Raw genomic sequence first — 23,608 nt, 5'->3', positions numbered from 1 at the left:
GGCGTCCACCTCCGGGTGAGGTCGCGGAAACGCAGCTTTTACCCGCGTGCGCGTCCGGTCCCTTGACACGCCGAGCGGGCAGCGGGCTGTATGGGGGGACGCGAGCGAAACACAGTTCCGTCCTGGGAAACTTCGCACCTGCGCGTGCACCGATGCCCTGCGGGGGTGAACCGCAGGAGGAGGAGAGGAGCGATGATGGCCTTCCTCACCGCCGGCCGTCCGCAAGCGGACCTGTGCGCGGGCGTGGCGGCCGGGCTGGCCGGCGGCGCATACCTGATAGCGGCGCCCCTGTTGGGTACGCCCGTCGGTATGCCCGGCGAGGCCGTCCGCTACCTCCTCCTGACGGGCATGCTGCTCGCCGCAGCGGTCGGTGCGGTGCTCCAGCGGCGGGACCGGGTCCGGCCGCGCGGCCCCCGGGCACCTGCGCTGTGGGGCATGGGGGCCTGTGTGCTGGCCGGCGCGGCGCCGCTGACCGCCTCGCCCCTGGTGTTCGCGGTCCTGCTGCTCGTGGCCGCCGGCCTCGGCGGCGGCGCCCTGGGCCTCTACCGGCCGGAACACGCCTGGCACGCCGCTTGCCTGGCGGGCGCGGGCGTGGCGGGCACCGCTACGGCGCTCTTCGCCCGGCACCCGCAGGGGACCTGCGCCCCCCTGTGCGCGCTCGCCGCACTGCTGCTGCTTCCCCTCTGCCTGCGGGGCGCACCGCAGGCTGCCGGGCTCGCTTCCTCGCCGCCCTTTACGGCGGGGGCCGTGGGCGCGGCGGTGTTCGGCGCGCTGTTCGCCGCCCAGGAGCTCCTCGTCTTCCGCTGGGAACTGCTCGCAGGCGCGGGCGCCCGGCCGTACGCCTACGCGGCCCTGCTCTCGGCCGCCGTGACCTCCGGCCTCGCGGTGGCCGACCGGTTCCGGCCCCACACGAGTACGAGTACGGCTGCGGGCGCGGGCACCACGGTGCTGTTCGCAGCCGGGCTCACGGCGGCGGTCGTGGCGTGCGCCGGCGCCGCCCGCCCCTGGCAGTTCATCCTCGCGCTGGCGACAGCCCTCACCTGTGGGGCCGCCGCGACGGCGCGCACCGAGTCGTCCCGCCCGCAGGACCGCGCATCCACGACGGCCGCGGGGCATGCCGTGGCCGCGCTGTGCGGCGGGGCGGCCGCGGTGACGGTGATCGCGCTGTCCGGTCGACAGGTGGGCGGCCCGGACACGCTGACCGCTGTCGGCCTGGCGCCCGTGGTGGTGGCCACCGCGCCATGGGTTTCACCCGGGCTCCGCCACCTGCGGACGGCCTTCTCGCTACGGAACGGAAGGGACGGCCGTGAAGATCTCAACGCATAGCCGGACGCGGTGGGTTGTTCTCGCGGCGACCGCGGCGCTGGCGATGTCGGGTGGGCGCACGGCGACGGCCGCGGCGGCCGGGGCCGAGGAGGCCCCGGCCGCCACCGTCCGGCTCTCGGCGGCGACCGGACTGACCGAGGGTCAACGGGTGACGGTGGACGGATCGGGGTTCAGCGCGGGGCTGGCCTCGGTCGCGGTCGGCCTCTGCAAGAAGGGTTACACCGGCAACAAGGATTGCGATCTGGGCGGCGGCGCGCGGCTGGTCACCGTCGGCCCGGACGGTGTACTGCCGCGGGTCACCCTCACCGTCCGCGCCCGGTTCGCCGGGATCGACTGCCGCTTCGCCTCGTGCGTGGTCGGTGTCGCACCGCTGCCCTCCGGGACCTCGCCCGCACTGATCGCCGCCAACAGCGTGCAGGTCGCGGTGGGTTTCGAAGGCGGGACGGTCCAGGGCGAGCCCTCCGGGACCGGGCGGGCCGGACCGGCTGCGCCAGCCGCCGGCTCCCCGGGCGGCGGGAGCGTCGACGCCTGGAGCGGGCCGTCCACCCCGGTGTGGTCCCTGTCCCTCGGCGTGGCCCTCGCCGGCCTCGTGCTCGGTGTCCTCTCCTTCGTCCGGGGCCGCCGGGGGGCGGCCCCGGACGGGTCTTCGCCCGCCCCATCCGATTCTGGAGGAAAATCATGAACTCGCTACGGAGAAACCGCTGTTCGAGCGCGCTCCTCGCCGCCTCGGCCCTGGTCGCGCTAACGGCCGGGCCGGCCGCTGCCGCCGGGACGCTGACCGTCAGCAAATCGACCGGACTCGCCGTGGGGGACAAGGTCACGGTGTCGGCGAAGGGGCTGAGCCCCAACCAGCCGTTCGTACCGATCGGCCTGTGCAAGCCGAAGCCGGTGGGTCCGGCGGACTGTGAGACCTCGCCCGACGCCGCGCTCATCGGGAGGACCGACGCCTCCGGGGTGTGGCACAGCGCGGCGAACGACGCGACCTCCGCCGTCATCACGGTCAAGGCCAAGGCAGGCGGCGCGGACTGCGTGGCCAAGGCGGGCAACTGCGTCATCGCGGTGTCGATCTCCGCGACCAGGGAGCTGGTGGAGGTGCCACTCACCGTGGCCGCGGGCGGCCCCGGCGCGAGCAGTCCGCCTCCCGCCAGCCCGGCCCCTCCCACGGGCAGCGCGGGCACGGCGGCATCCGGCGGAGGTGCGAGCGTCACCGGCGGGAATCCGGTGGAGTCGCTGCCGCAGACGGGGCCGACCGACGACCTGCCGGTGGCGGCCCTCCTGGGCGGCGCGCTGCTGCTGTTGGGCGGGGGCGTGCTGATCCTGCTGCGGCGCGGCAGGCGGGCGTGAGCGGCCGCGCAGAGCGGGTCCGCTGAAGCCGGGTGCGTGCTGCGGCCGGTGAACCGCACGGGCCCTGGCGCTGCCGGGGAGGGACGCGCGCGCTGATCGGCGGCCCGTGGTCCTCCGTACCCGGAGGCACGGGCTCCGTACGGGAGGAGACATGACGGAGCCCGGCCGGGAGAGGACATGACGGAGCCCGGCCGGGCGCGTACGGCCCCGGCCGGGCTCCGCGTGTGTCCCGTCCGGCGCGCGGACGGGTAGGGGCGACGGCTGTCAGCTCCGGCGGGGGTGGAAGGACGGGTCTCCCAGGCGGCGGCAGGCCGTGATGATGTCGACCACGTCGGCGTACTTGGAGTCGAGGTCGAAGAGGTTGCCCTCGTGGGGGCCGTCGTCCCTGTCGGCCACCGCGTCGCGGACCACGATGGGCCGCAGCCCGTACTGAAGCGCGTCCAGGGCGGTGGCCCGCACGCAGCCGCTCGTGGAGAAACCGCCTATGACGACCGTGTCGACGCCCAGGACGGACAGGACGTCACGCAGGCGGGTCTGGAAGAAGGCACTCGGGTAGTGCTTGCGGATGACGACCTCCCCCGGTTCGGGGGCGCAGACGGGGGTGAACTCCGCATGCGGATTGCCGGCGCGGAAGGCGTCGAGGCTGGGCACCTTGCGGACGAAGTGCGGTGCGTGCGCGCTCGGTTCGTCCTCGTAGCGGACGGCGGTGAAGATGACCGGGAACTCCGACTGGCGGGCCGCCCGGGCCAGGTGCGCCATGGCGCGCAGGGCGCGCTCCGCCGTGTCGAGGTAGAGGCGGCTGTCGGGGGCCGCGTAGGCCTGTACGGGGTCGACGAGGAGGACGGCCGGGTGTTCGCCCCAGCCGATGCGGTGGCCGAAGCCCGCGGTCTCGTAATCGTGGGCGAGGGGCCTGCCCGCCACGTCAGATCACTCCGTCCGCGGCGAGCTCGTCGCGTTCTCCCCGGGTCAGGCCGAGGAGGTCGCCGTAGATCTCGTCGTTGTGGGCTCCGAGCTCGGGGCCGACCCAGCGGACGGCGCCGGGGGTGCCGGAGAGCTTGGGGACGACGTTCTGCATGGGGATGTCGCCGAAGTCGGGGTGCGGGAGACGGACGATGGCCTCGCGGGCGGCGAAATGCGGGTCGGTGAGCATGTCGGCGGCGGTGAAGGTCTTGCCGGCCGGGACGCCGGCGGCGTGGAGGGCGCCCAGCAGGGCATCCGCTTCCTGGCCGACGGTCCAGGTGGCGATGAGGTCGTCCAGCTCGCTCTGGTGGGCGCCGCGGGCGGTGTGCGTGGCGTACTGGGGGTCCTCGGCGAGGTCCGTGCGGTCCATGACCTCGGTGAGGCGGCGGAAGACGGTGTCCTGGTTGGCGGCGATGAGGACGGCGGCCCCGTCCGCGGTCGGGTAGACGTTGCTGGGGGCGACGTTGGGGAGGACGGGGCCGGTGCGTTCGCGCTGGTAGCCTCCCACCTCCCATTCGGGGAGGAGCGATTCCATGTAGGCGAGGACCGCTTCGTAGAGCGCGGAGTCCACGATCTGGCCGGTTCCGGTCCGGGCGCGGGCGTGCAGGGCCATGACGGCGCCGTAGGCGGCCATGGTGCCGGCGAGGGCGTCCCCGAGCGAGATTCCGGCGCGGGACGGGGGACGGTCCGGTTCGCCGGTGATGTGCCGGATGCCGCCCATCGCTTCGCCGATGGAGCCGAAGCCGGCGCGGGGCGCGTAGGGGCCGTTCTGTCCGTAGCCGGTGACGCGGACCATGACGAGGCCCGGATTGACGGCGCTGAGCTCCTCGAAGCCGAGGCCCCAGCGTTCCAGTGTGCCGGGGCGGAAGTTCTCGACGAGGACGTCGGCATGGGCGACGAGGCGGCGGACCAGGGCCTGCCCCTCCTGGCGGCGCAGGTCGCAGGTGACGGACTTCTTGTTGCGGGCGACGACGGGCCACCACAGGGACTTGCCGTAGGGGCGCTCGCGCCCCCACTGGCGCATGGGGTCGCCGCGTCCGGGGTCTTCGAGCTTGATGACCTCGGCACCGTGGTCGCCGAGGAGCTGGCCGCAGAAGGGACCGGCAAGGAGGGTGCCGGTCTCGATGACACGGATGTCGCTGAGGGGTCCACTCATACCGCGAGTGTAAGTTTGGGAAACGCCGTTTCGCTAGAGGAATCAGCACGGCAGAATGTGACGCATGGACAACTCCTTGGCGACGAAGCCGCTCTCCGGGCCCGGTGTGGTGGAAGTGGCCCCGCGCGACGGTCTGCAGAACGAAGCCCGCGTCCTTTCCCCGGCGCGCCGCGTGGCCCTGATCGAGCGTGCAGTGGCCGCCGGCGCGCGCCGGGTGGAGGCGGTGGCCTTCGTCCATCCGGGCCGGGTGCCGCAGATGGCGGGGGCGGAAGAGGTGATGGGGCTGCTGAAGCGCCCGGACGGGGTGCGCTACAGCGGCCTGGTGCTCAACGCCCGCGGTATGGACCGGGCCAGCGCGAGTGGTGTGGACGAGATCAACTACGTGGTGGTGGCGAGCGATACGTTCTCCCGCCGCAACCAGGGCGTGGGCACGCGGGAGGCGATGACCGCGTGGGAGGGGATCGCCTCCCGGGCCCGCGCGGAGGGGATCGGCCGCTCCCTGACCATCGCGGCGGCGTTCGGCTGCCCCTTCGAGGGCGAGGTGCCGGAGGCGGCCGTGGCCGAACTGGCGCGGATCGGGGCGGAGTCGGGGGCCGTGGAGATCGTCCTCGCCGACACCATCGGCGCGGGCGCCCCCGACGCGGTCTCCCGGCTGCTCGCAGCCGTACGGGAACAGGCGCCCGGAGTGACCCTGCGCTGCCACTTCCACAACACGCGCAACACGGGCTACGCGAACGCGGTCGCCGCCGCGGCGGCCGGGGCGGCCTGGCTCGACTCCTCCCTCGGCGGCATAGGCGGCTGCCCGTTCGCACCGGCCGCCACCGGCAACATCGCGACGGAGGATCTGGTCTACCTGCTGCGCCGGATGGGCCTGGAGCCGGGCATCGACATGGAGTCGGCGGCCGCGACGGGCATCTGGCTGGGGACCGTCCTCGGTATCGAGGTGCCCGCCCTGCTCGGGAGGGCGGGGCCCTTCCCCGGGTCCGCGCGCACCCCCGCCCGGGGGGAGGAATAGCCATGGGAGCGCATCCGCACGGGTGGTGGATCCTGCTGCACCTCCTGCTGTTCGTCTTCTGGCTGGGCGGCGACCTCGGTGTCTACGTCTCCAGCCGGTACGTCCTGAAACTTGGCCTGCCCTTCGCCGCGCGCTCGACGGCGCTGTCGGTCATGAGCGTGTTGGACCTCGGGCCGAAGGTCTGCCTGGTGCTCATCCTGCCGAGCGGCATCACGCTGATGGCGCTGGAGCCCCACGGGGCGGGGCGTCTGCTCAACGGCTGGTCCGCCTCGGCCACGTGGGTGTTCGCGGCGCTCTGGCTCTGGCTGACCGTCCGTGAGCACCACCGACCGGGCCACCACCCCTGGATACGCCGGGCGGACTGGGCGATACGGATCGCACTGACGGGCGCGCTGTGGGGCGTCGGGCTCTACACCCTGCTGGCCGCCGAGCCGTTCGGCGTGACCACCGATCCGCGCTGGCTGGGCGGCAAGGTGCTCCTGTACGCGACGGCGATCGCCTGCGGGCTGGGGATCCGGCTGCGGCTGCGCCCGTTCGGGGCCGCGTTCGCGGCTTTGGCGGCAGCAGGGAGCAGCGAGGGGGTGGAGCGGTCGCTGCGGCGGGCGGTCAACGGCTGTGTCCCGTACGTGGCGGGGATCTGGACGTGCGTCCTCGCGGCCGCGGCGCTGGGGGTGCTCAAGCCCGGGGCGAACCTGTGAGCCGGATCCAGAACCTCTGAGCCGCGTTCAACTGACTCCCGGCCGGTAGCCGAACTCGGCCGAGAGCCGTTCCACGCTCGCCAGCAGCAGCGGGGCGCACTCGGCCAGACGGGGCTTGAAGCGGGACTGCGGCCCGGCCAGGCTGACCACCGCGATGACGTGTCCGTCATGCCCGAAGACGGGTGCGGCGAGCGAGGCGGATCCGCTCTGCCGCTCCCCCACCGAAGTGGCGTAGCCGCGGCGCTTGATGGCGGAGAGCTCCTTGCGCATGCGCTCGGGGTCGGTGATGGTCCGGTCGGTGATCGCGTCCAGGGCGTGGCGTTCGAGGTAGGTGTCGATCTCGGCTTCCGGCAGGAACGCGAGGAACGCCTTGGAGGAGCTGCCCGCGTGCAGGGGCAGGGGGATCCCGAGGGCGACCTCCATGCGCAGCTCGTGCTCGGGGACGACCTGGTCGACGTAGAGCCTGGTGTCGCCGCGCCGGATGGAGAGGGTGGCCGTTTCTCCGCATTGGGCGGCGAGCCGCCGCAGTTCGGGAGCCGCCAGGACCCGCAGATCGGTGCGGGCCAGGTAGGCGCGGCCGAGCGAGATGGCGGCCGGTCCCAGGGCGTAGCGGCGGGTGACGGGGTCGGTGATGATCAGGTCGCGGTTGCGCAGGGCCGTCAGGATGCGGTGGACAGCGGCCTTGGTGATGCCGAGTTCCTGAGCGATCTCGGTGACCCCGAGGTCGGGGCGGCCGCTGCGGCCGAACATCAACAGCACGTCCATGGCCCGCTCGACGGCGGCGACGGACCTGCTGCTGTTCGTCTCCTCGGTCACTGGCGTCCTTCTGCGCGATGGTTTCGAGGCGTGGGCGGTGGCCCGCTCCCCGACGTGGAGAAAACACGTGGAGAAAGCATAACGCCGATTTCCCCATGGGAAACAGTCGATCCGCTCCCGCCGATTTCGTTGACACTCTCCCAACAGCCTCGTTACGCTCTTGGAGACATCGTTTCACTAGAGGAAACATAGACACGCGGGGGTGCGATGGCTGCCGTCATCGATGGAACGACCTTCCGTCAAGTGCTGTCCCGATGGCCCAGCGGCGTCGCGATCGTCACCACGGCCGGCGAGCACGGCTGGCACGGCATGACGGCAAGCTCCTTCAGCAGCGTCAGCCTCACACCACCCCTCGTCCTGGTCTGCCTGGACCAGGGCATCCGCTCCCACGATCTCCTCATACGCAACGGCGTGTTCGCCGTCAACGTCCTGGGCCGGGACCACCTCGCCCTGGGACGCAGGTTCGCGGGCATGGAGCCCGGCGTCAGCGACCGCTTCGCGGCGGGCGACTGGCGGCCCGGTGCCACCGGCAGCCCCGTCCTGACGGACTCGGCCGCCTGGGTCGACTGCCGCGTGCTGCACCGCTACCCGGGCGGGGACCACACCATCTTCCTCGGCGAGGTGGTGGCGGCGGGAGTACCGCGCATCACCTCTCCGCTGCTGTTCCACTCGCGCTCCTGGGGCCAGCTCGCCGATCCGCTGCCCGACCGCGTGGACCTGGCCGATACCGGACTGACCCGCGCCGCGCCGCACATCGCGCGCCTGTCCGAGGCGCTGCGCCGGGCCGGCGTACGGGTGCGCCTGGGGTCACTCCACGGCGCCGGACACGGCCCCGACCCCGGCCCCGCCGGCAACATCGGAGCCAACGGCCTGGGCTGCACCTCGGTGCACGTCGCCGACGCGGCGGCCGCGGTCGCCGCAGCCGCGGCCGGCTCCCCCGCCGTCGAGCTCACCGTCGCGGCGGACGGCCAGGGCAGCACTGCCGCCGACGCGGTGCGGGCGATCCAGGACGCCGGGCATCCACATACCCTCACGGTCGCCCGGATACGCGACGCACTGCACCCGGAGCTGGCCCGCGCCTGCCTGCGGACCGTGCGGCGGCTGGCCGCCGCCGGCTGCGGGGAGATCGTCCTGGAGGAGCCCGCCGAGGGCCCGGCCGACGCGGAGGGCGCCTCGCCCCTGGCACTGCGGCGACTGCTCCAGGACGCGGTCCCTGAGGCCGGGCCCGCGCTCCTTCGCCTCGCGCTGCGCGACCACCACGGCCTCGGCCTGGTCAACGCACTGACCGGCATGAAGAGCGGCGTGCGCTGCTTCGACACCAGCCTCGGCGGGCACGGCGGTGCGCTGTCCACCGAGCGGCTCGTCCTGCTCTGCTCCCGCATGGGCGTGGCCGCTCCCCTCGGCACCGCGGCCCTGCGGGACCTGCGCGCGGGCCTCCGCGCGGCGCGAAGCCAGCCGCCCGCCACCGCCACGGCCTGCTCCCCCAGCCCGGCGGCCGCCTCCCGCGCCCCGGAATCCGAGTAAGGAGTACCGCCGATGACCACGCACCAGCTCACGGGCGCACAGCTCGTCGACCGCATGACCCAAGCCGAACGGGCCCGCGCCGAGCGCGTCGAATCCGTACTGCCCGCCCTGCGCGAGGCGGCCGCCGAGGCCGACGCGAGGGCTGCCTTCCCGGCGGGCCACACCGCGCTGCTGCGGAAGGCTGGCCTGCTCGGCCTCGTCGTGCCCGAGGAGTACGGCGGGCTCGGGGGCGGTCTGCGCGACCTGGCGGCGGCCACCTACGCCATGGGCACGGCCTGCCCCTCCACGGCACTCGCCTTCTTCTTCCACAACACCAGTGCGTCGCGCGGCCTGCTGCCTCTGGAGGCCATCCGGGCGGGCCTGTTCACGCGGGAGGAGACCCCGGTCGTCACCGCCTTCGCCGAGCGGGTGCTGACCACGATGGCGTCGGGCTCCTGGCTCGCCAACTTCGCCAGCGAGACGGCCAAGAGCTCCACCGCGAACATCTCCATCGCCACCACCGCCTCGCGCGCCGAGGGCGGCTGGGTCCTCAACGGTGAGAAGTCCTTCGGCTGCGCGACCGGAGTCGCCGACATCTATCTGGTCACCGCCCGGCTGGAGAAGACTCAGACCGCCGACGGCCTGGCCATGTTCCTCGTCCCGCGCCACGCCGCCGGGGTGTCCTCCCGCCCGCCCTGGAACGGGCTCGGCATGCGCGGCAGCGCCAACCACGGCATCCGGCTCGCCGAGGTCTTCGTCCCCGAGCGGGACGCGCTGACCGTTGCGGGGGCCTTCACCCGCATGCTCCAGGTCAGCCGCGGCAGCTTCGTCGGCAACCAGCTCGCCATCGCCGCCGTCTACACCGGCGCGGCGCGGGCCGCCTACGACTACACGCTGGACCGGCTGACCCGCAAGACCTTCGCCGACACCGGCCGGCCGATCGCCTCCTCCCCCATGCACCAGGTCCTGATCGGTGACATGACCCAGAACCTGGAGACCGCGTTCCAGTGGCTGCGGCGCCAGCTCGACCTGGAGACCTCCGAGCCTCCGATCCGGCCGAAGTCGGAGGTCTTCAGCCAGTGGCGGCTGGGCAAGGGCGCGGTCACGGAAGCCTGCTTCGCCGTCGCCCTCGGCGCCCTGAAGGCATCCGGCACCTCGGAAGCACGCATGGACGGGATCATCGGCCGCACCCTGCGCGACCTCGCCATGGGGCTCGTGATGACCTTCCCCGCGGAGCGGGGCCGCCTGGAGGCGGCGAGGATCGCCACCGAGGCTCAGGAGAACGCGCTGTTCGCGACGCTGGGAGAAGCCCGGTGACCCCCGGGCCCCGCCATCCCGGTGCCTTCCGCCTATCCGATGCCTCCGGCGTCCCGGATTCCTTGCGCGTATCCGATGCCTCCGCCCTGCCCGGCGCCCTGCCGGCCACCAGCGACTTCGTCGACGGGGTGTGGCAGCCCTGCGAGACGCGCCTCGGCTTCGATCTGGAGGACCCGGACACCGGCGCGCGGGTCCGCCCGGCCTGCGCCAGCGCCAGCGACCGGGTGGAAGCCGCCTTGGCGGCAGCGGCCGCCCTGCACGCCTCGGGGGGTTGGTCCCGCCTGCCGGACGAGGACCGGGCGCAGGCGCTGGAGAGCGCGGCCGCATCGGTCGAGCGGGCGGCGGAGCACATCGTGGCTGCGGAGGCCTTCGCCACCGGCGTGCCCCTCGCCCAGAGCGCCGTACTGGGCGTCATCCTCGCCGGGGCCTTCCGCACCGCGGCGGACCGGCTGCGCGGCGGCGTGCTGCGGCGTACGGTGACGGGCCGCGGCGGCCGCCCGGTGCTGGTGCGGCGCGCCCCCTTGGGGCCCGCCCTGTGCGTGCTGCCGTACAACGCGCCGGCGCCGATGGCCGCGCACAAGATGGCCAGTGCCCTCGCCGCGGGCTGCCCGGTCGTGGTCAAGGCTCCGGAACTGGCGCCGTACGGGACCCAGTTGCTGGTGGAGGCCGCCGCCCGGGGGCTGGCGGCGGCGGGGGCGCCGGCCGGCGTCCTGCAACTGCTGCACGGGGACGGCGGTACCGGGGCGCTGCTGGTGGCCGACGAGCGCATCCGCGTCGTCTCCTTCACCGGCGGGACGGACGCGGGCCGCAGGATCGGGGCCGTCTGCGGTCTGGCTCTCAAGCCCGTACAGCTCGAACTGGGGGGCAACAACCCGCTGCTCGTCCTGCCGGGCGCGGATCCCGCGGTCGCCGGCCGGATGGCCGCCGAACTGCTGACGACACTCAACGGCCAGTGGTGCCGGGCGCTGGGCCGGCTCATCGTGCCCGCGGACCAGGCTCCGGACGTACTGGAGGCCACCGGCCGCGTTCTCGCCGCGCTGCGGGCCGGGGGCCCGCTGACCCCCGGCACCGACTACGGCCCGCTCGCCCACTCCCGTCACCACGCGGCCCTGACCGCGGGCGTCAACAGCCTGCTCTCGGCCGGGGCCAAGGCCCGTACCTGGACCGAGGTACCGGCCCGCGGCAACCACTTCGCCCCGCTGCTGATCACCGGGGCCCCTGAGGAGGCGACCCGCCGGGAGCTGTTCGGCCCGGTCGCCGCCGTGCACACCTATGAGCGGGAGGAGGAGGCACTGCGTCTCGCCAACTCGACGGGCTACGGCCTGGAAGGGTACGTGTGCGCCGCCGACCCCGAGGACGGGCTGCGCGTGGCCGGCCGTATCGCCGCCGGGGAGGTGAAGGTGAACGGGTCCTCGGTGATGAGCCTGCATACGGATACGCCCCGGCCCGCGTGGGGAGCCTCCGGCCTGGTCGACGAAGGCAGCACCGAGACCCTGCTGCACTTCACCGGCAGCCGGGTGACGGGCGTGGAGTCGGGCTTCGCGCTGCACACGGCGCACCGCCGGGAGGGGGACCGATGAGTGCCTTCCGCCCCGCGCCGGCCGCCGACCGCGTCGTGGTGGCGGGCGCCGGGCCGGTGGGCCTGACGGCCGCGCTGGTCCTGGCGCGCCGGGGCGTGCCCGTGACCGTACTGGAAGCGGGCCCGGAGCTCGCGGCGGAGTCCCGGGCGTCCACCTTCCATCCGCCCACACTGGAGATGCTCGCCGAACTGGGTGTTGTGGAAGGTCTCATGGCACGCGGGCTGGTCGCGGGATCCTTCCAGTACCGCGAGCGCGGCAGCGGCCCCGTGGCCACGCTGGACCTGTCTCTGCTGGCCGGCGACACCCCGTATCCCTTTCGGTTGCAGTGCGAGCAGAACAAGCTGACTCCGATGCTGCTGGAGGCCCTCGGCCACTGCCCGGACGCCGAGGTGCGTTTCGGGGCGCGCGTGAGCGCGGTGGAGCGGACCTCCGGGGGCATCCACGCGGTCCTGGCCGACGGGAGCAGGGTGCGGGGCGCATGGCTGGTGGGCGCCGACGGGGCACACTCCGCCGTACGGCATGCGGTGCGGGCCGAGTTCCACGGGATGACCTATCCGGAGCGGTTCCTGGTCGCCTCGCTGGACGAGGACCCCGGCGCCGTTCTGGAGGATCTGGCTCCCATCGCCTACGTGCTGGATCCCGACGAGTGGATGGTGCTGCTGCGCACCCCCGACCACTGGCGGATCCTGCTGCCCACCCCGGACGGCACGTCGGACCGGAGCGAGCTGGCCCGCCTGCCCGGACGGCTGGCCGAGGTCACCTCGCGACCGGGCCGGCCGGCCATCGCCCACGCCAGTCTGTACCGCGTCCACCAGCGGGTGGCCGGCACGTTCCGCAGCGGCCGGGTGCTGCTGTGCGGGGACGCCGCGCACGTGAACAACCCGCTGGGCGGTATGGGCATGAACAGCGGTATCCACGACGCGGTGCTGGTGGGCGGCGCGCTGGCGGACCTGCTCACGGGCGAGGGGTCCGAGGAGGAGCTGACGGAGCGCACCGAGGAACGACGCGCTTGCGCGCTGCGCTACGTGGGGGCCGAGACGCACGCCAACTGGAAGCGGCTGCGCGCCCGGGATCCGGCCGAACGGAACGCGCTCTTGGCGGGGTTGCGGGCCACGGCCGCGGATCCGGTGGCGGCGCGTCGTTCGTTGCTGCGCAGTTCGATGATCGACTCCTTGCGCGGTGTCCGGTGGTCGCGGTGACGCCCCCACCGGAGCGGGGCGGGAGCTCGGCTCCTCGGATCACGGTGGAGAATCCGGCGTGTACGGCGCGGCCCGCGGGGAGCGTACGGTCGCACACCGCGGCGGACGTGGACGCCGCCGTGGCAGCCGCGGCGGCCGCGGCGCCCGGGTGGGCGGGGACGGCCGAGGTGGACCGGGCCGCGGCGCTCACGCGGATCGCTGCCGGGGTGGAGGCCGCCGCGGGGGACCTCGCGGTCCTGCTGGCCCGGGAATCCGGCAAGCCACTGCCCGACTCCCGGGGAGAGGTGCGGTACGCCTGCGCGGTACTGCGCTGGTACGCCGAGCACGCCCCACGGCTGCTGGCGCCGCAGGTGGTGGACGACGACCAGGGCCGGCTGGAGCGGCGGTACCGGCCGTTCGGGGTGGTCGCGGCGCTGACCCCGTGGAACGCCCCGGTGATCCTGGCTGCCGTCAAACTCGCTCCCGCGCTGGCCGCGGGCAATGCCGTGGTAGTCAAACCGTCGCCGCTGGCTCCGTTGGCCGTCTCGGCGTTCCTGGAAGGCGCGGCCCGTGAGCTGCCTGCCGGCGTGGTACGAGTATGCCAGGGAGAAGCGGAGGTGGCGCTGCGGCTGGCGGGTCACCCGGACGTGGGCAAGCTGTCGTTCACCGGCGGGCCGGAGGCGGGACGGGCCGTCGGCGCCGCCGCCGCGCGAGCGCTGACGCCGACCACGATGGAGCTCGGCGGCAACGACGCCGCGGTCCTGCTGGACGACGCCGTACTGACGGCGGCGGACATGGACCGGCTGGTCCTGGCGAGTTTCGCGACGGCCGGTCAGGTGTGCATGGCCGCCAAGCGGGTCTACGTGCCGCGAGCCGGCCTGGACCGCTTCGTGGAGCGGTATGTGGCGGCGGCCGCGCGCGTGCTGCGGCTCGGTGACCCGCTGGCCGCCGGCACCACCGTGGGTCCGGTGATCTCCGCGCGGGCCGCTGACCGCGTCCGGGGGCTGGTCGCCGATGCCCGCGCGCGTGGGGGGACCGTCATCGAGCTGGGGACCGTACAGACCGGGATCCGCCTGGGCGGAGGGCACTTCGTCCGGCCCGTGCTGGTGCTGGGGCTGGGTGACGACGCCCCGCTGGTGTGCGAGGAGCAGTTCGGTCCGGCCCTCCCCGTGCTGGCGTACGAGGACGAGGACGACCTGGTCACCCGGGTCAACGCCGGACCGTACGGCCTCGCGGCATCCGTGTGGAGCGCGGACGAGCCCCGGGCCTTCGAGCTGGCGGCCCGGTTCGAGGCCGGCTTCCGCTTCGTCAACACCCACAACCGGACGGGTATGGCGCTACGGGCGCCCTTCGGCGGGGTCAAGCGCAGCGGGCACGGCCGGGAGTACGGGGCGGAGGGGCTGCTGGAGTACGTACAACCGGTGCTCACGCACGCACCCGCCGCGTTCCGGGCGGGGGGCGCGGGAATGGCACCGGGAGCCTATCCGTGAGGGGGTCCGGAGCCGTCCGCGGCGGTCGGCTGCATCGCTGAACCTGATGAGAACGACAGCCCCGAGCAAGGCACTTGCTCCTTGCGCCGGGCCCGTTCTCCCTCTGTCGCAGGAAGCCCCACCCGTGTATGTTAAGGAAACGCTGTTCCGCTAGGGGAACCGATGGAGTCGACCATGGACCAAGCGCGCACGTTTCGCGTGGCAGCCGCCCAGTTCGCCGTGGGCTCGAACCGGAAGGCCAATCTGGCCGTCTGCGTCCGGATGATCGACGCCGCCGCGGAGCGGGGCGCGCTCCTCGTGGTCCTGCCGGAGTTCTGCAACCACCTGTCCTGGTACGACAGTCGGGCTCAGGCCCTGGCCGCCGCCTGCCGCCGGGGGGACGACTTCCTGACGGCCGTGGCGGAACGCGCCGCCCACCATCGGCTCTCCGTCAAGCTGCACGTCACCCTCGCCTCCGGACCCCCGGAAGCGGAGCGCGTCACGGCCGCGAGTCTGCTCTACGGGCCGGACGGCGAGTTGGCGGGTACGGCCGGCAAACAGATCCTGATGGGCAGCGAGAACGACCATCTCGACCCCGCGACGCGGGCCGGTCCCGTCATCGACACCGCTCTCGGTCCCGTGGGCCTGTACTCCTGCATGGAGGGGGTCATCCCCGAGGTGTGCCGCGGGCTCGCCCTGCGCGGGGCCCACCTGCTGCTCAACAGCCTCAACTCCTTCGCCCTCGACGAGGCCGCGCTGCACATCCCGGTGCGCGCCGCGGAGAACCGGGTGTGGGTCATCGCGGCCAACAAGGTCGGCCCGCTGCTCCCGGCGGACCGTATCGGCGCGATCAGCGCCGCCATGGGGGTACCGGCCGAGGCGCTCGACGGGGCGGGCGAAAGCCAGATCGTCGCTCCCGACGGGCGGGTCGTCGCCAAGGGGCCGCGGCGCGGGGAGGCCGTGGTGGTCGCCGACATCCAGCCGGCCGCGGCCGCCGACAAACGCCGGGCGGACGGCACCGACGCGTTCGCGGTGCGGCGCCCCTCGCTCTACCTGCCGATCGCCTCACCGCCCGTCCCCGCCCCCGCCTTCGCCGGCTCCCGCGCCGAGCAGGTCGACGCCGCCGTCGTCCGGCCGCGCGGCAGCGGCCGCGCGGCGGTCGAGGACGCCACGCGTCTGGTCCGCACGGCCGCGCGGCGCGGCGCGGCCCTGATCGTGCTGCCGGAGCTGTTCTGGCACTCGGACGGCGTCCTGCCCGGTCCTGGGCGCCCGGACCCGGAGGAGGCCCAGACCGTCCTGCGGACCCTGCGCACCGCCCTGGAAGGCACCTCGGCCTACCTCGCCTGCACGCTCCCCCTGCCCACCGGCCATGCCGGCGTGCTGCTCGACCGCGACGGGCCGGTGCTGACCCAGCACCAGCTGCACCAGAGCGACCGCCACCGAGGCTGGGACCGGGCCGGCGGAGCGGCGGAGCTGCTCACCCACGACACGCCCTGGGGCCGCGTCGCCGTCGTCCCGGGCGACGACGCCGCCCAGCCGGAGACGCTGCGCCTGGCCGCGCTGCGGGGCGTCGACACCGCGGCGGTCTGCCTGGGCGTGACCGAACCCTGGGAGACGGCCCTCGGCCTTCCGGAACGGGCGGCGGAGAACCGGATCAACGTCGTCGCCTCGGGCCACCGCGCGGGCGCCGTGCACGCCCTGCCGGTGGAGTTCGGCCTGTGGCGCTCGCGGGGCACCCCCTTCGACGGCACCATCAGCACACCCGCGACCACGGCGGCCGGGCCCGGCCTCACCCTGGCCGCTCTCCGGCCCCGCCAGGCCGAGCACCGGCTCGTCTCGCGCGCCACGGACCTGGTCGACGGGCGCCCCTGGAGACTGGCGGACGCCCTGGTGGCGCCCCGGCCCCGCGCCCAGGGCTCTGCCTCCCCCGCGCACCCCCACCCCGGCCAGTGAAGGAGCGACGTGTCGGAAACACTCAAGGCCGTGCAGGACATGACCGACGAGTCCGCGGTCACCGATGTGACGGAGACCTTCGTCCAGTGGCAGGAACTGCTGGGCGAGCTCAAGGCGAAGATCACGGCCCGCTTCGAGCTGCACCGGGACCCCTCCACCGAGGAGCTGGAATCCTTCGGCGCGGCGGGCGGTCCCCGGGGTTCACTGGCCGGCTTCAGCGGTCCGGAGGTGGACTGGATGATCCACTCCTGGGTCGGGGACCCGGAGCACGGCTTCGTCAATCTCCATCTCACCGTCTGGCTGGGCCCGCACCTCCGCGTCCCTCACCTGGGCATCGCCCTGCTGTGCTGGCCGGGCGGATGGTTCTACCTCGACTCCGTGCCCCGTACCAGCCTGGTGGCCGACGGGGACTACTACGACCGCTACTACGCCCCCGCCGAAGAGGAGTGGCTCGCGGTGCGGGAGGAGTACGAAAACCTGTCCTGGTTCACCAGCCGCAGCGGCTTCATCCGCGGCAGCCTCTCCCCCACCGCCTACTGCTGTTCCATGCCCCGCGACGAGCGGCACATCGAGCTGGTGCGGCGCCTGACGCACGAGCACGTCGATCGCTGGCTCACCTGGGTGGACGAGGCGGAGCCGGTGCCGGATGGGGAGCGGGGAGCGCTGGCCGCCGCCGACCTGGCGGTCCGCCGCAACATCGTGGAGCGCGACCCGGCGAACGTGATGGCCGTACGGTACTTCGGCGAGCAGCTCACCGACCGGCTGGTGCGGGGGCTGTGGGGCGGCGAGCGCGTCCTGCCGAGGCCTTCGTGAACCAGGTCCGGTCCCTGTGGTGGGCCTGCCGGGTCCCCGGCCTCAAGGAGCCCTTCGACACGGCGCAGCTGAGGGTCTGCTATCCCGCCCGGGCGACCGGATCCGACACCGAGCGGCTGACCGGGGTGGTCGCGGCCGATGCCGGGCGGGGCCCGTTCCCGGTCGTCGTCCTGCTCCCCGGCATCAACGTGCCCGCGGACTCCTACCGGTGGCTGGCGGTACTGCTGGCCGGCCGGGGCTTCGTCGCGGTGACGCCCCAGCTGGTCGGAGAGCTGTTCGCCGGCAGCCACGGAGTGACGCCCGGCATCGACCTGGAAGCCTGCCCACCGGGCGCGTACGGCACACGGGCGACGACGCCGCTGATCGGCGCCGTCCTCACGGCCCTGACGGAGCTGGCCGCCGCCTCCTCCCCCCTGGCGGGGCTGCTGGACACGGGGCGGGTGGTGGTGGGCGGCCACTCGGCCGGCGGCACGGTAGCGCTGCAGTCCGCCGCTCATGTGCCCGGTCTGCGCGGGGTGTTCACGTACGGCGCCCACACCCTGGTGGCGGCGGCGCTCGGCCATCCGCCCGGTACCGTCCTGCCGGTCGCGGCGGGCGTCCCCGTCCTGCTGATGTCGGGGGAGCACGACGGTGTGATCGCCGCGAGCGCGGACCGGTACGGGGCGACGGCGGGCCCGGCCGAAGGCGCCGACCCGGCCACCACCGACCCCGTCGCCCGTACGTTCCACCGCGCCCTGCCCGACGCGGACGGGGCGCACGCCTGGGTGAAGCTCGCGGGGGCGGGCCATTTCACGTTCTGCGATCCCGTGGACCCGACCAGCGCCCGCGCCTTCCTGGAGCCGCCGCAGGCCGCCGGAAGCGCTGCCCGCGCCCTCATCGGCCGCCTGGCGACGGCATTCTGCGCGGCGACCCTGCCGGAGCGGCCCTCCCCGGCGGACACCGCCGCGTACGGGGCCCTGCTGACGCCCCCGCATCCGGGACTGGTCTCCGTCGTTCGCCGCTGATCCCGCCCTCCCCCCCCTCTCTCATCGTCCGCCGCTGATCCCGCCGCTGATCCCGCCCCCCTCTCGTCGTCCGCCGCTGCTCCGCCTGCTCCCGCCGAGACGTCAGAAACCGCGAGGTGCCCCACCGATGCTGAAGAACTTCTGGTACGCGGTCGAGTTCTCCGACCGTGTCGTCCGCAAACCGCTGAAGGCCGTCTGCCTCGGCCAGTCCCTCGTGCTCTACCGCACCCCGGCCGGGAAGCCGGTCGCGCTGTCGGACCTGTGCGCGCACCGCGGGGCCGCGCTGTCCGCGGGCACCGTCGAGGACGACTGCGTGGTGTGCCCCTACCACGGCTGGCGCTTCGACACCGAGGGCGCGTGCACCACGATCCCCGCCAACCAGCCGGGCCGGGGCATCCCCAAGAAGGCGCGGGTGGACTCCTACCCCGTCCAGGAGAGGTACGGCTTCGTCTGGGTGTTCCTGGGCGAGCTCCCCGAGGAGGAGCGGCCGCCGATCCCGCACTGGCCCGAGTTCGATGATCTGGTGGGGGACGGCGGCCGGTTCAAGGCGGTGACCGGCGAGTACCTGTGGCACTCCAACTACGAGCGGATCCTGGAGAACGGCTGCGACATCGCGCACACCCCTTTCGTGCACGCGGGCGCCTTCGGCAATCCGGACCGGCCGGAGGTCGAGGAGTACACGGTCGAGCAGCCGGACGAGTGGTCCGCCTTCGCCACGGTGGCATTGAACCCGCCCGCCGCCAAGGGGCTGTGGGCGAGGCTGTACACGGACCGCGGATCCCGGGGCAAGGACCGGCCGCCGGTGGTGACCACGGCGGGCTGGATGCTGCCCAACCTGATCAAACTGCATGTGCGGCTGCCGCTGGGCAACATGATCATCTACGACACCAACATCCCCGTCGACGAGACCACCACCCTCGTCAAGTGGGTGGCGCTGCGCGATTTCTTCACCGGTGACTGGGCTGACAGGAACGCCCGCAAGCGGGTGCTGGGCATCTTCGACCAGGACGCCCCGGTCGTGGACGGGACCCGTCCGGAGCTGCTGCCGTCCGACCTCGGCGCCGAACTGCACCTGCGCTCCGACATGATCTCCGTCGCCTACCGCCGGCGCCGCCAGGAACTCGCCGCCAAGGGCTGGGCGGTCGGTGACGCCGACCGCATCATCGGCGACGTCCCCGCGCGCAGCGCCACCGTCATCGCCTCGCCGGGCCGGCGTGCGGTGCCCGAGCTGGCCCGTGCCTGGGAACAGAAGGCCCAGGGCTTCCACCCGACCGTCGAACGGTCCCAGTCCCCGGCACCGGCCCATGAGAAGGAGTAGCCGTATGACGCCCTCCGCACCATCCGACGCCGCCACGGACGGCGCGACCCCGGCCGCCCGGCTGTCCCGCACCGTCCTGGAGGCCCTCCTCGACGCGGCGGCCGTCGAAGAGCGGCCCACGCCCTGGGCCGTACTGACCACCCCCGCGGGTCCCGATCCGGTGGGCTCCGTACGCTACTTCCGCGGCGGCGGCCGGAGCGGTGTCGACGCGGTCGTGACCGTCTCGCTGGTGGTGCCGGCCTTCGGCCTCGACAGCCACATGGTGTTCGCCTTCGGCGCCGCCGGCTCCCCGCTGCCGCACTTCACCCTCGACTCGGTCCAGGCCCATGGCGGGTACGCCTTCCACCTGGACCTGGTCCCGCGCGTCGACCTGGCCGTGAGCCCCGCCTACGCGGACCACGTGTACGGGCCCTTGACCGGGCCCTACAGCCGGGCCTCGGAGATACCCGGCCTCACCCCGGCGGCGATCAGCCCCCGCCAACGCTCCCTGATGTCGCCGTGGATGCTCGTCCACCGCGCCGACGCGGAGGCGCTGCGGGCCGTCACCCCCTTCGCCGAGGAGTACCTGCGCCACTGGCTGGAGCTGGCCCGGGTGTTCCCGGCCGACGCCGCCGGCGAGGCCAAGGAGGGCGACGCGCCCCTGCGCGACCGCCGCCTGCGCGAGGCCCTGTTCAGCCGGGGGATCGACCCCGTCTGGGCGCAGGTGGACCGGCTGCTGGGCACGGCGGTGACCGACGGCCTGCGCGGGCTGCTGACCACCGGCAGACTTCCCGATGAGGAGGCCGCGGCATGAGCGGTACCCCCGGGGCCGGTCCGAGCCGGTGGCAGCAGCGCATCGCGGGGCAATGGCACGGCCGGCCCTCGCTGTTCGACGCGCAGGGGACCTGGTGCGGTTACGAAGACATCCGCCGTTCCTCCGAGTTCACCGACGGGGGGACGGTGTACCGGATGGACGGCGGACTGCTTCAGGGCGGGCCGCTCGCCGGCCGGTTCCAGCTCGCCGCGCCGTTCGCCTTCGCGGTGACCGACGCCGACGACAACCGCCTCTACACCGGTCCGGACTTCCACGGCAGCGGGCAGCCCTACGGCTCCTTCGTCGACGCCCATTACTACGGGCCCGGCTGGCAGGTGGCGCTCAACACCTGGAACCACGTCCTGCCCGACGGCCTGACCCAGGTCTACTCCTCGGTGCTGCACCAGGGCTGGACGGTGATCGGATGCTTCAACGGCGTGTACGTGCGCACCACCGGCCACGTTGACCACGACGACCACGACGACCACGACGAGGCCGCCCGCGAACGCGTCTCCCGGCACCTGGCCGCCGAGACGGCCTGCGGCCCCGTGCCGTGGATCCTGCCCACCAAGCGGTCCGGCGGCTTCACCGGCTCCTGCGAGCTGTGGAGCGCGGAGCAGAAGTACCTCGGGGACGTGCAGGTGGAGATCGCCGTACGGCCACTGGACCTGCTGCGCGCGCGCCACCACGTCACCTGGCGCGGGAGCGGCCTGGACCACTCCTTCACGGTGGAGCGCCGTCGCGACGGAACCCGCGAGTTCTGGGAGGGACCTGATGCCTGGGGCAACGCGCAGGCGTTCGGCCGGGCCAATTTCCCGCTGTGGCACTTCACCGACGGGGAGGTGCACCGGGTGCGCGGCCGGGAGTTCATGCTCGACGCCCGTCCCGCGATGGCGGCGGGCGGCCGGCTGGCGGTGACGTACCAGCTGTTCGGCGGCAACGCGCTGGCCGGGGTCCTGCACGGCGTACTGGACTGGGAGGCGGCGTCATGACCTCGACGGTGGTCATCACCGGCGGCACCCGGGGCATCGGGCTGGGGCTGGCCCGCGCGTTCCTCGACCGGGGCTGCCGGGTCGCCCTCTGCGGGCGCGACGCGGCAGGCGTGAAGGCCGCCCTGGCGAGCCTCGGGGGCGGCTCCCTGGCGGTCGGCCGGGTGGCGGACGTGACGGACCGGGACCAGGTGGCCGCGCTGTGGACCGCGGTCGAGCACGCCTTCGGGCCTGCCGACGCTTGGATCAACAACGCCGGGGCGACGACCGCCCGCCGGCCGCTGTGGCAGCTGAGTGCGCGGGAGTCCGACGCTGTGACGGCGGTGAACCTGCGCGGCGTCCTCAACGGCAGCGCCGTCGCGGCCGAGCACTTCCTGCGCCTGGGCCGGGGCCGGGTGTGGAACATGGAGGGTTTCGGCTCCGACGGCCGGATCATGCCCGGCCTGAGTGTCTACGGCGCGAGCAAAAGGGCCGTCACCTACCTCACCCAAGCCTTGGCCGCCGACCTCCGCAAGGAGCAGGAGACCCGTACGCACGACGTCCGGGCGCTGCTGCTGTCGCCCGGGATCGTCGTCACCGACCTGCTGCTGCACGAGTACACGCCGGACGAGTACCCGAAGGCACGGGCGGTGCTCAACATCCTGGCCGACCGGGTGGAGACGGTGACGCCGTGGCTGGCGGACCGGGTCCTGGCCGACCGTACGGCCAACGGGGGCCGGGTGGCGTGGCTGACGCGCCGCAAGGCTGCCAAACGGTTCGCGATGGCGGCGCTGCGCAGGCGGTCGGTGCTGCCGGAGGCCTTGCCGGCCGCTCCGGAGCGGGAGGGTGCCTCGTGAGCGCGGGTCCGGACTATCCGCTGTCGCTCGCGGTCGAGGACTTCGTGCCGGTGGTGCTGACGGGCGTGGGGGCCGCCTTGCTGATCGGGCCGCTGCGGAAGCACGGCGCGCGCACCGCCGCCCGGACCGCGGCGGCGGGGACGGCCCTGGTCCTCCTCGGCGGGCTCTCCAAGGCCACCTGGAAACTGCTGGTGGCCTTGGACGGTCCCGACGTCCAAGGCATGGACAAGGCGCTCTTCCCGTGCCTGTCGGCCGGTTTTCTGCTGCTCGCCCACGCCGTCCTCACCCTGCCCCCGGACGGGCGCGGTCCGGGGGCCGGCCGCAGACCTCCGCCGCTGTGGGGGCTCGCGTCGCTCTGGCTGGCCGCGGGGGCGGCGGGGCTGCTCCTGGGGTCGACGGTGCCGAACATGGTGGTGGCCATCGTGGCCGTCTCGGTCTGCGGTGTACGCCTCATCCTGCTCGCCCGCTCCGACGGGGACATCCCGGCGGCGGTCGCGGGCGGGCTGTGGCTCAGCGGCATGTACGTGCTGGGGCCGCTGGCGGCCCGGCCCGAGCAGAGCGTGGCGCTGCAGTGGGTGGAGCAGTCGGCGAACACCCTCACTCAAGGCGCCTTCGTCGTACTCGCATGGCGGCTGGCGAAGCGCCGGCGCGACCTCGTGTCCTCGTCCTCGCCTTCCTCCCCCGCTTCCCCTTCCTCCGGCCGATCGGCGGCATGAATGACGGACAGTCTCGGCTGGCGGCGCAAGTTCGGCGTCATCGCCCCCAGTACCAACACCATCGTGGAACCGGACTTCTACCGGATGTCCGTACCGGGTGTGACCGCGCACTTCTCCCGCATCCACATCCGCGACCAGAACATGGACCGGGACTCCGGCATGGAACGGCTGCTGGAGCAGATCCGCGAGGAGACCGGCGCGGCCTGCGAGCGCGTGCTGACCTGCGAGCCGGACTACATGGTCATGGGCATGAGCGCGGAGACGTTCTGGGGCGGTGTCGAAGGCAACCGGGCGTTCGTCCAGCAGATCCATGACCTCACCGGTCTGCGGGTGGCCACCGGCGCCGAGGCCTGCGAGCGGGCCCTGCGCCTGTTCGGGGCGCGGCGCATCGCGGTGGTGACCCCGTATCAGCCGGTCGGCGATGCCAATGTCGACCGGTTCTTCACCGAGCTGGGCTTCGAGGTGGCCGGCATCAAGGGCCTGCGATGTCCGACGGCGGTTTCCATCGCCCATGTATCGGAGGCCGAACTGCGCTCGGTGCTGGTCGAGTTGGCGGCGATACCGGGCGTCGAGGCGATCGTGCAGTGCGGAACGAACCTGTCGATGGTGTCACTCGCGGACGAGGCGGAGCGGTGGCTCGGGCTGCCCGTGATCGCCATCAACGCCGCCACGTGGTGGATGGCCCTGCGGGACAACGGCTGCGCCGACACACTGCACGGCTACGGCACGCTGCTTCGCGAGCACTGACGGCGGACGGCACAGCGACCGCGGCACACCACGGAGGCGGCATCTCACCGGCGGACTGCCGGCGGGATGCCGCCTCC

The 23,608-nt window shown here is 73.6% G+C and carries 22 protein-coding genes; 19 read left to right on the top strand and 3 right to left on the bottom strand.

Annotated features, from left to right (window positions below):
• Positions 1-192 precede the first annotated feature (192 nt).
• Genes ACWDX7_RS14610 through ACWDX7_RS14600 form a run of 3 tightly spaced genes read left to right on the top strand, consistent with a single transcriptional unit; the run spans position 193 to position 2,670 of the window.
• A complete protein-coding gene (locus tag ACWDX7_RS14610) occupies positions 193-1,326 on the top strand; it encodes a hypothetical protein (protein WP_451489573.1) in 1,134 nt (377 codons plus the stop codon).
• Positions 1,307-2,008: a neocarzinostatin apoprotein domain-containing protein gene (locus tag ACWDX7_RS14605; RefSeq protein WP_451489574.1), complete on the top strand. Its 702-nt coding sequence runs from the start codon at positions 1,307-1,309 to the stop codon at positions 2,006-2,008. The genes ACWDX7_RS14610 and ACWDX7_RS14605 overlap by 20 nt, the downstream gene beginning before the upstream one ends.
• On the top strand, positions 2,005-2,670 hold the full coding sequence (locus ACWDX7_RS14600; RefSeq protein ID WP_451489575.1) for a neocarzinostatin apoprotein domain-containing protein: 666 nt from the start codon (positions 2,005-2,007) through the stop codon (positions 2,668-2,670). Before ACWDX7_RS14605 ends, ACWDX7_RS14600 begins: the two co-directional genes overlap by 4 nt.
• Positions 2,671-2,934: 264 nt before the next feature.
• Here ACWDX7_RS14600 and ACWDX7_RS14595 read toward each other — a convergent pair whose 3' ends face one another.
• On the bottom strand, positions 2,935-3,591 hold the full coding sequence (locus ACWDX7_RS14595; RefSeq protein WP_451489576.1) for an isochorismatase family protein: 657 nt from the start codon (positions 3,589-3,591) through the stop codon (positions 2,935-2,937).
• Position 3,592: 1 nt separating this feature from the next.
• Positions 3,593-4,786, bottom strand: coding sequence for a CaiB/BaiF CoA transferase family protein (locus tag ACWDX7_RS14590; protein WP_451489577.1), 1,194 nt, complete (start codon positions 4,784-4,786; stop codon positions 3,593-3,595).
• A gap of 64 nt (positions 4,787-4,850) precedes the next feature.
• On the opposite strand from ACWDX7_RS14590, the gene ACWDX7_RS14585 reads away from it, so the two are divergent.
• Both ACWDX7_RS14585 and ACWDX7_RS14580 read left to right on the top strand, forming a co-directional pair.
• On the top strand, positions 4,851-5,801 hold the full coding sequence (locus tag ACWDX7_RS14585) for a hydroxymethylglutaryl-CoA lyase (RefSeq protein WP_451489578.1): 951 nt from the start codon (positions 4,851-4,853) through the stop codon (positions 5,799-5,801).
• 2 nt (positions 5,802-5,803) lie between these two features.
• Positions 5,804-6,499, top strand: coding sequence for a hypothetical protein (locus ACWDX7_RS14580; protein WP_451489579.1), 696 nt, complete (start codon positions 5,804-5,806; stop codon positions 6,497-6,499).
• 27 nt (positions 6,500-6,526) lie between these two features.
• On the opposite strand, the gene ACWDX7_RS14575 is transcribed toward ACWDX7_RS14580, so the two are convergent.
• Complete coding sequence (locus ACWDX7_RS14575) at positions 6,527-7,315, bottom strand: IclR family transcriptional regulator (RefSeq protein ID WP_451489580.1); 789 nt, start codon at positions 7,313-7,315, stop codon at positions 6,527-6,529.
• Positions 7,316-7,558: 243 nt separating this feature from the next.
• Between ACWDX7_RS14575 and ACWDX7_RS14570 the strand changes: the two genes are divergently transcribed.
• The 14 genes from ACWDX7_RS14570 to ACWDX7_RS14505 all read left to right on the top strand — a co-directional run bounded on the left by ACWDX7_RS14570 (position 7,559) and on the right by ACWDX7_RS14505 (position 23,531).
• On the top strand, positions 7,559-8,839 hold the full coding sequence (locus ACWDX7_RS14570; RefSeq protein ID WP_451489581.1) for a flavin reductase: 1,281 nt from the start codon (positions 7,559-7,561) through the stop codon (positions 8,837-8,839).
• Positions 8,840-8,851: 12 nt separating this feature from the next.
• A complete protein-coding gene (locus ACWDX7_RS14565; protein ID WP_451489582.1) occupies positions 8,852-10,135 on the top strand; it encodes an acyl-CoA dehydrogenase family protein in 1,284 nt (427 codons plus the stop codon).
• 62 nt (positions 10,136-10,197) lie between these two features.
• Complete coding sequence (locus ACWDX7_RS14560; protein ID WP_451489583.1) at positions 10,198-11,715, top strand: aldehyde dehydrogenase family protein; 1,518 nt, start codon at positions 10,198-10,200, stop codon at positions 11,713-11,715.
• Positions 11,712-12,914: an FAD-dependent oxidoreductase gene (locus ACWDX7_RS14555; RefSeq protein WP_451489584.1), complete on the top strand. Its 1,203-nt coding sequence runs from the start codon at positions 11,712-11,714 to the stop codon at positions 12,912-12,914. The genes ACWDX7_RS14560 and ACWDX7_RS14555 overlap by 4 nt, the downstream gene beginning before the upstream one ends.
• Positions 12,902-14,383 (top strand): aldehyde dehydrogenase family protein, encoded by a 1,482-nt coding sequence (locus ACWDX7_RS14550; RefSeq protein ID WP_451750602.1) that lies wholly within the window; start codon positions 12,902-12,904, stop codon positions 14,381-14,383. The genes ACWDX7_RS14555 and ACWDX7_RS14550 overlap by 13 nt, the downstream gene beginning before the upstream one ends.
• Before the next feature lie 174 nt (positions 14,384-14,557).
• Complete coding sequence (locus ACWDX7_RS14545; protein WP_451489585.1) at positions 14,558-16,315, top strand: nitrilase-related carbon-nitrogen hydrolase; 1,758 nt, start codon at positions 14,558-14,560, stop codon at positions 16,313-16,315.
• A gap of 9 nt (positions 16,316-16,324) precedes the next feature.
• Positions 16,325-17,128, top strand: coding sequence for a hypothetical protein (locus ACWDX7_RS14540; RefSeq protein WP_451489586.1), 804 nt, complete (start codon positions 16,325-16,327; stop codon positions 17,126-17,128).
• Complete coding sequence (locus ACWDX7_RS14535; protein WP_451489587.1) at positions 17,125-18,132, top strand: alpha/beta hydrolase family protein; 1,008 nt, start codon at positions 17,125-17,127, stop codon at positions 18,130-18,132. Before ACWDX7_RS14540 ends, ACWDX7_RS14535 begins: the two co-directional genes overlap by 4 nt.
• Before the next feature lie 127 nt (positions 18,133-18,259).
• Entirely contained in the window at positions 18,260-19,450 is a 1,191-nt protein-coding gene (locus ACWDX7_RS14530) for an aromatic ring-hydroxylating dioxygenase subunit alpha (RefSeq protein ID WP_451489588.1), read from the top strand.
• 4 nt (positions 19,451-19,454) lie between these two features.
• Positions 19,455-20,243, top strand: coding sequence for a hypothetical protein (locus ACWDX7_RS14525; protein ID WP_451489589.1), 789 nt, complete (start codon positions 19,455-19,457; stop codon positions 20,241-20,243).
• Entirely contained in the window at positions 20,240-21,235 is a 996-nt protein-coding gene (locus ACWDX7_RS14520) for a hypothetical protein (protein WP_451489590.1), read from the top strand. Before ACWDX7_RS14525 ends, ACWDX7_RS14520 begins: the two co-directional genes overlap by 4 nt.
• Complete coding sequence (locus tag ACWDX7_RS14515) at positions 21,232-22,068, top strand: SDR family oxidoreductase (protein WP_451489591.1); 837 nt, start codon at positions 21,232-21,234, stop codon at positions 22,066-22,068. Before ACWDX7_RS14520 ends, ACWDX7_RS14515 begins: the two co-directional genes overlap by 4 nt.
• Entirely contained in the window at positions 22,065-22,784 is a 720-nt protein-coding gene (locus ACWDX7_RS14510; RefSeq protein WP_451489592.1) for a hypothetical protein, read from the top strand. Before ACWDX7_RS14515 ends, ACWDX7_RS14510 begins: the two co-directional genes overlap by 4 nt.
• Positions 22,785-23,531: a maleate cis-trans isomerase family protein gene (locus tag ACWDX7_RS14505; protein ID WP_451489593.1), complete on the top strand. Its 747-nt coding sequence runs from the start codon at positions 22,785-22,787 to the stop codon at positions 23,529-23,531.
• The last annotated feature ends 77 nt before the right edge of the window (positions 23,532-23,608 follow it).

The organism is Streptomyces sp. NPDC003034 (assembly GCF_053591375.1).
Note: the sequence above shows the minus strand (reverse complement) of the source record. Positions and strands in the feature narration are given on the sequence as shown.

What these genes read in the sequence shown, in the direction of transcription:
- ACWDX7_RS14585 (WP_451489578.1), top strand. Translation starts at nt 4,851, where the DNA reads ATGGACAACTCCTTGGCGACGAAGCCGCTCTCCGGGCCCGGTGTGGTG.
- ACWDX7_RS14505 (WP_451489593.1), top strand. Translation starts at nt 22,785, where the DNA reads ATGACGGACAGTCTCGGCTGGCGGCGCAAGTTCGGCGTCATCGCCCCC.
- ACWDX7_RS14555 (WP_451489584.1), top strand. Translation starts at nt 11,712, where the DNA reads ATGAGTGCCTTCCGCCCCGCGCCGGCCGCCGACCGCGTCGTGGTGGCG.
- ACWDX7_RS14610 (WP_451489573.1), top strand. Translation starts at nt 193, where the DNA reads ATGATGGCCTTCCTCACCGCCGGCCGTCCGCAAGCGGACCTGTGCGCG.
- ACWDX7_RS14600 (WP_451489575.1), top strand. Translation starts at nt 2,005, where the DNA reads ATGAACTCGCTACGGAGAAACCGCTGTTCGAGCGCGCTCCTCGCCGCC.
- ACWDX7_RS14520 (WP_451489590.1), top strand. Translation starts at nt 20,240, where the DNA reads ATGAGCGGTACCCCCGGGGCCGGTCCGAGCCGGTGGCAGCAGCGCATC.
- ACWDX7_RS14580 (WP_451489579.1), top strand. Translation starts at nt 5,804, where the DNA reads ATGGGAGCGCATCCGCACGGGTGGTGGATCCTGCTGCACCTCCTGCTG.
- ACWDX7_RS14530 (WP_451489588.1), top strand. Translation starts at nt 18,260, where the DNA reads ATGCTGAAGAACTTCTGGTACGCGGTCGAGTTCTCCGACCGTGTCGTC.
- ACWDX7_RS14545 (WP_451489585.1), top strand. Translation starts at nt 14,558, where the DNA reads ATGGACCAAGCGCGCACGTTTCGCGTGGCAGCCGCCCAGTTCGCCGTG.
- ACWDX7_RS14525 (WP_451489589.1), top strand. Translation starts at nt 19,455, where the DNA reads ATGACGCCCTCCGCACCATCCGACGCCGCCACGGACGGCGCGACCCCG.
- ACWDX7_RS14565 (WP_451489582.1), top strand. Translation starts at nt 8,852, where the DNA reads ATGACCACGCACCAGCTCACGGGCGCACAGCTCGTCGACCGCATGACC.
- ACWDX7_RS14590 (WP_451489577.1), bottom strand. Translation starts at nt 4,786, where the DNA reads ATGAGTGGACCCCTCAGCGACATCCGTGTCATCGAGACCGGCACCCTC.
- ACWDX7_RS14515 (WP_451489591.1), top strand. Translation starts at nt 21,232, where the DNA reads ATGACCTCGACGGTGGTCATCACCGGCGGCACCCGGGGCATCGGGCTG.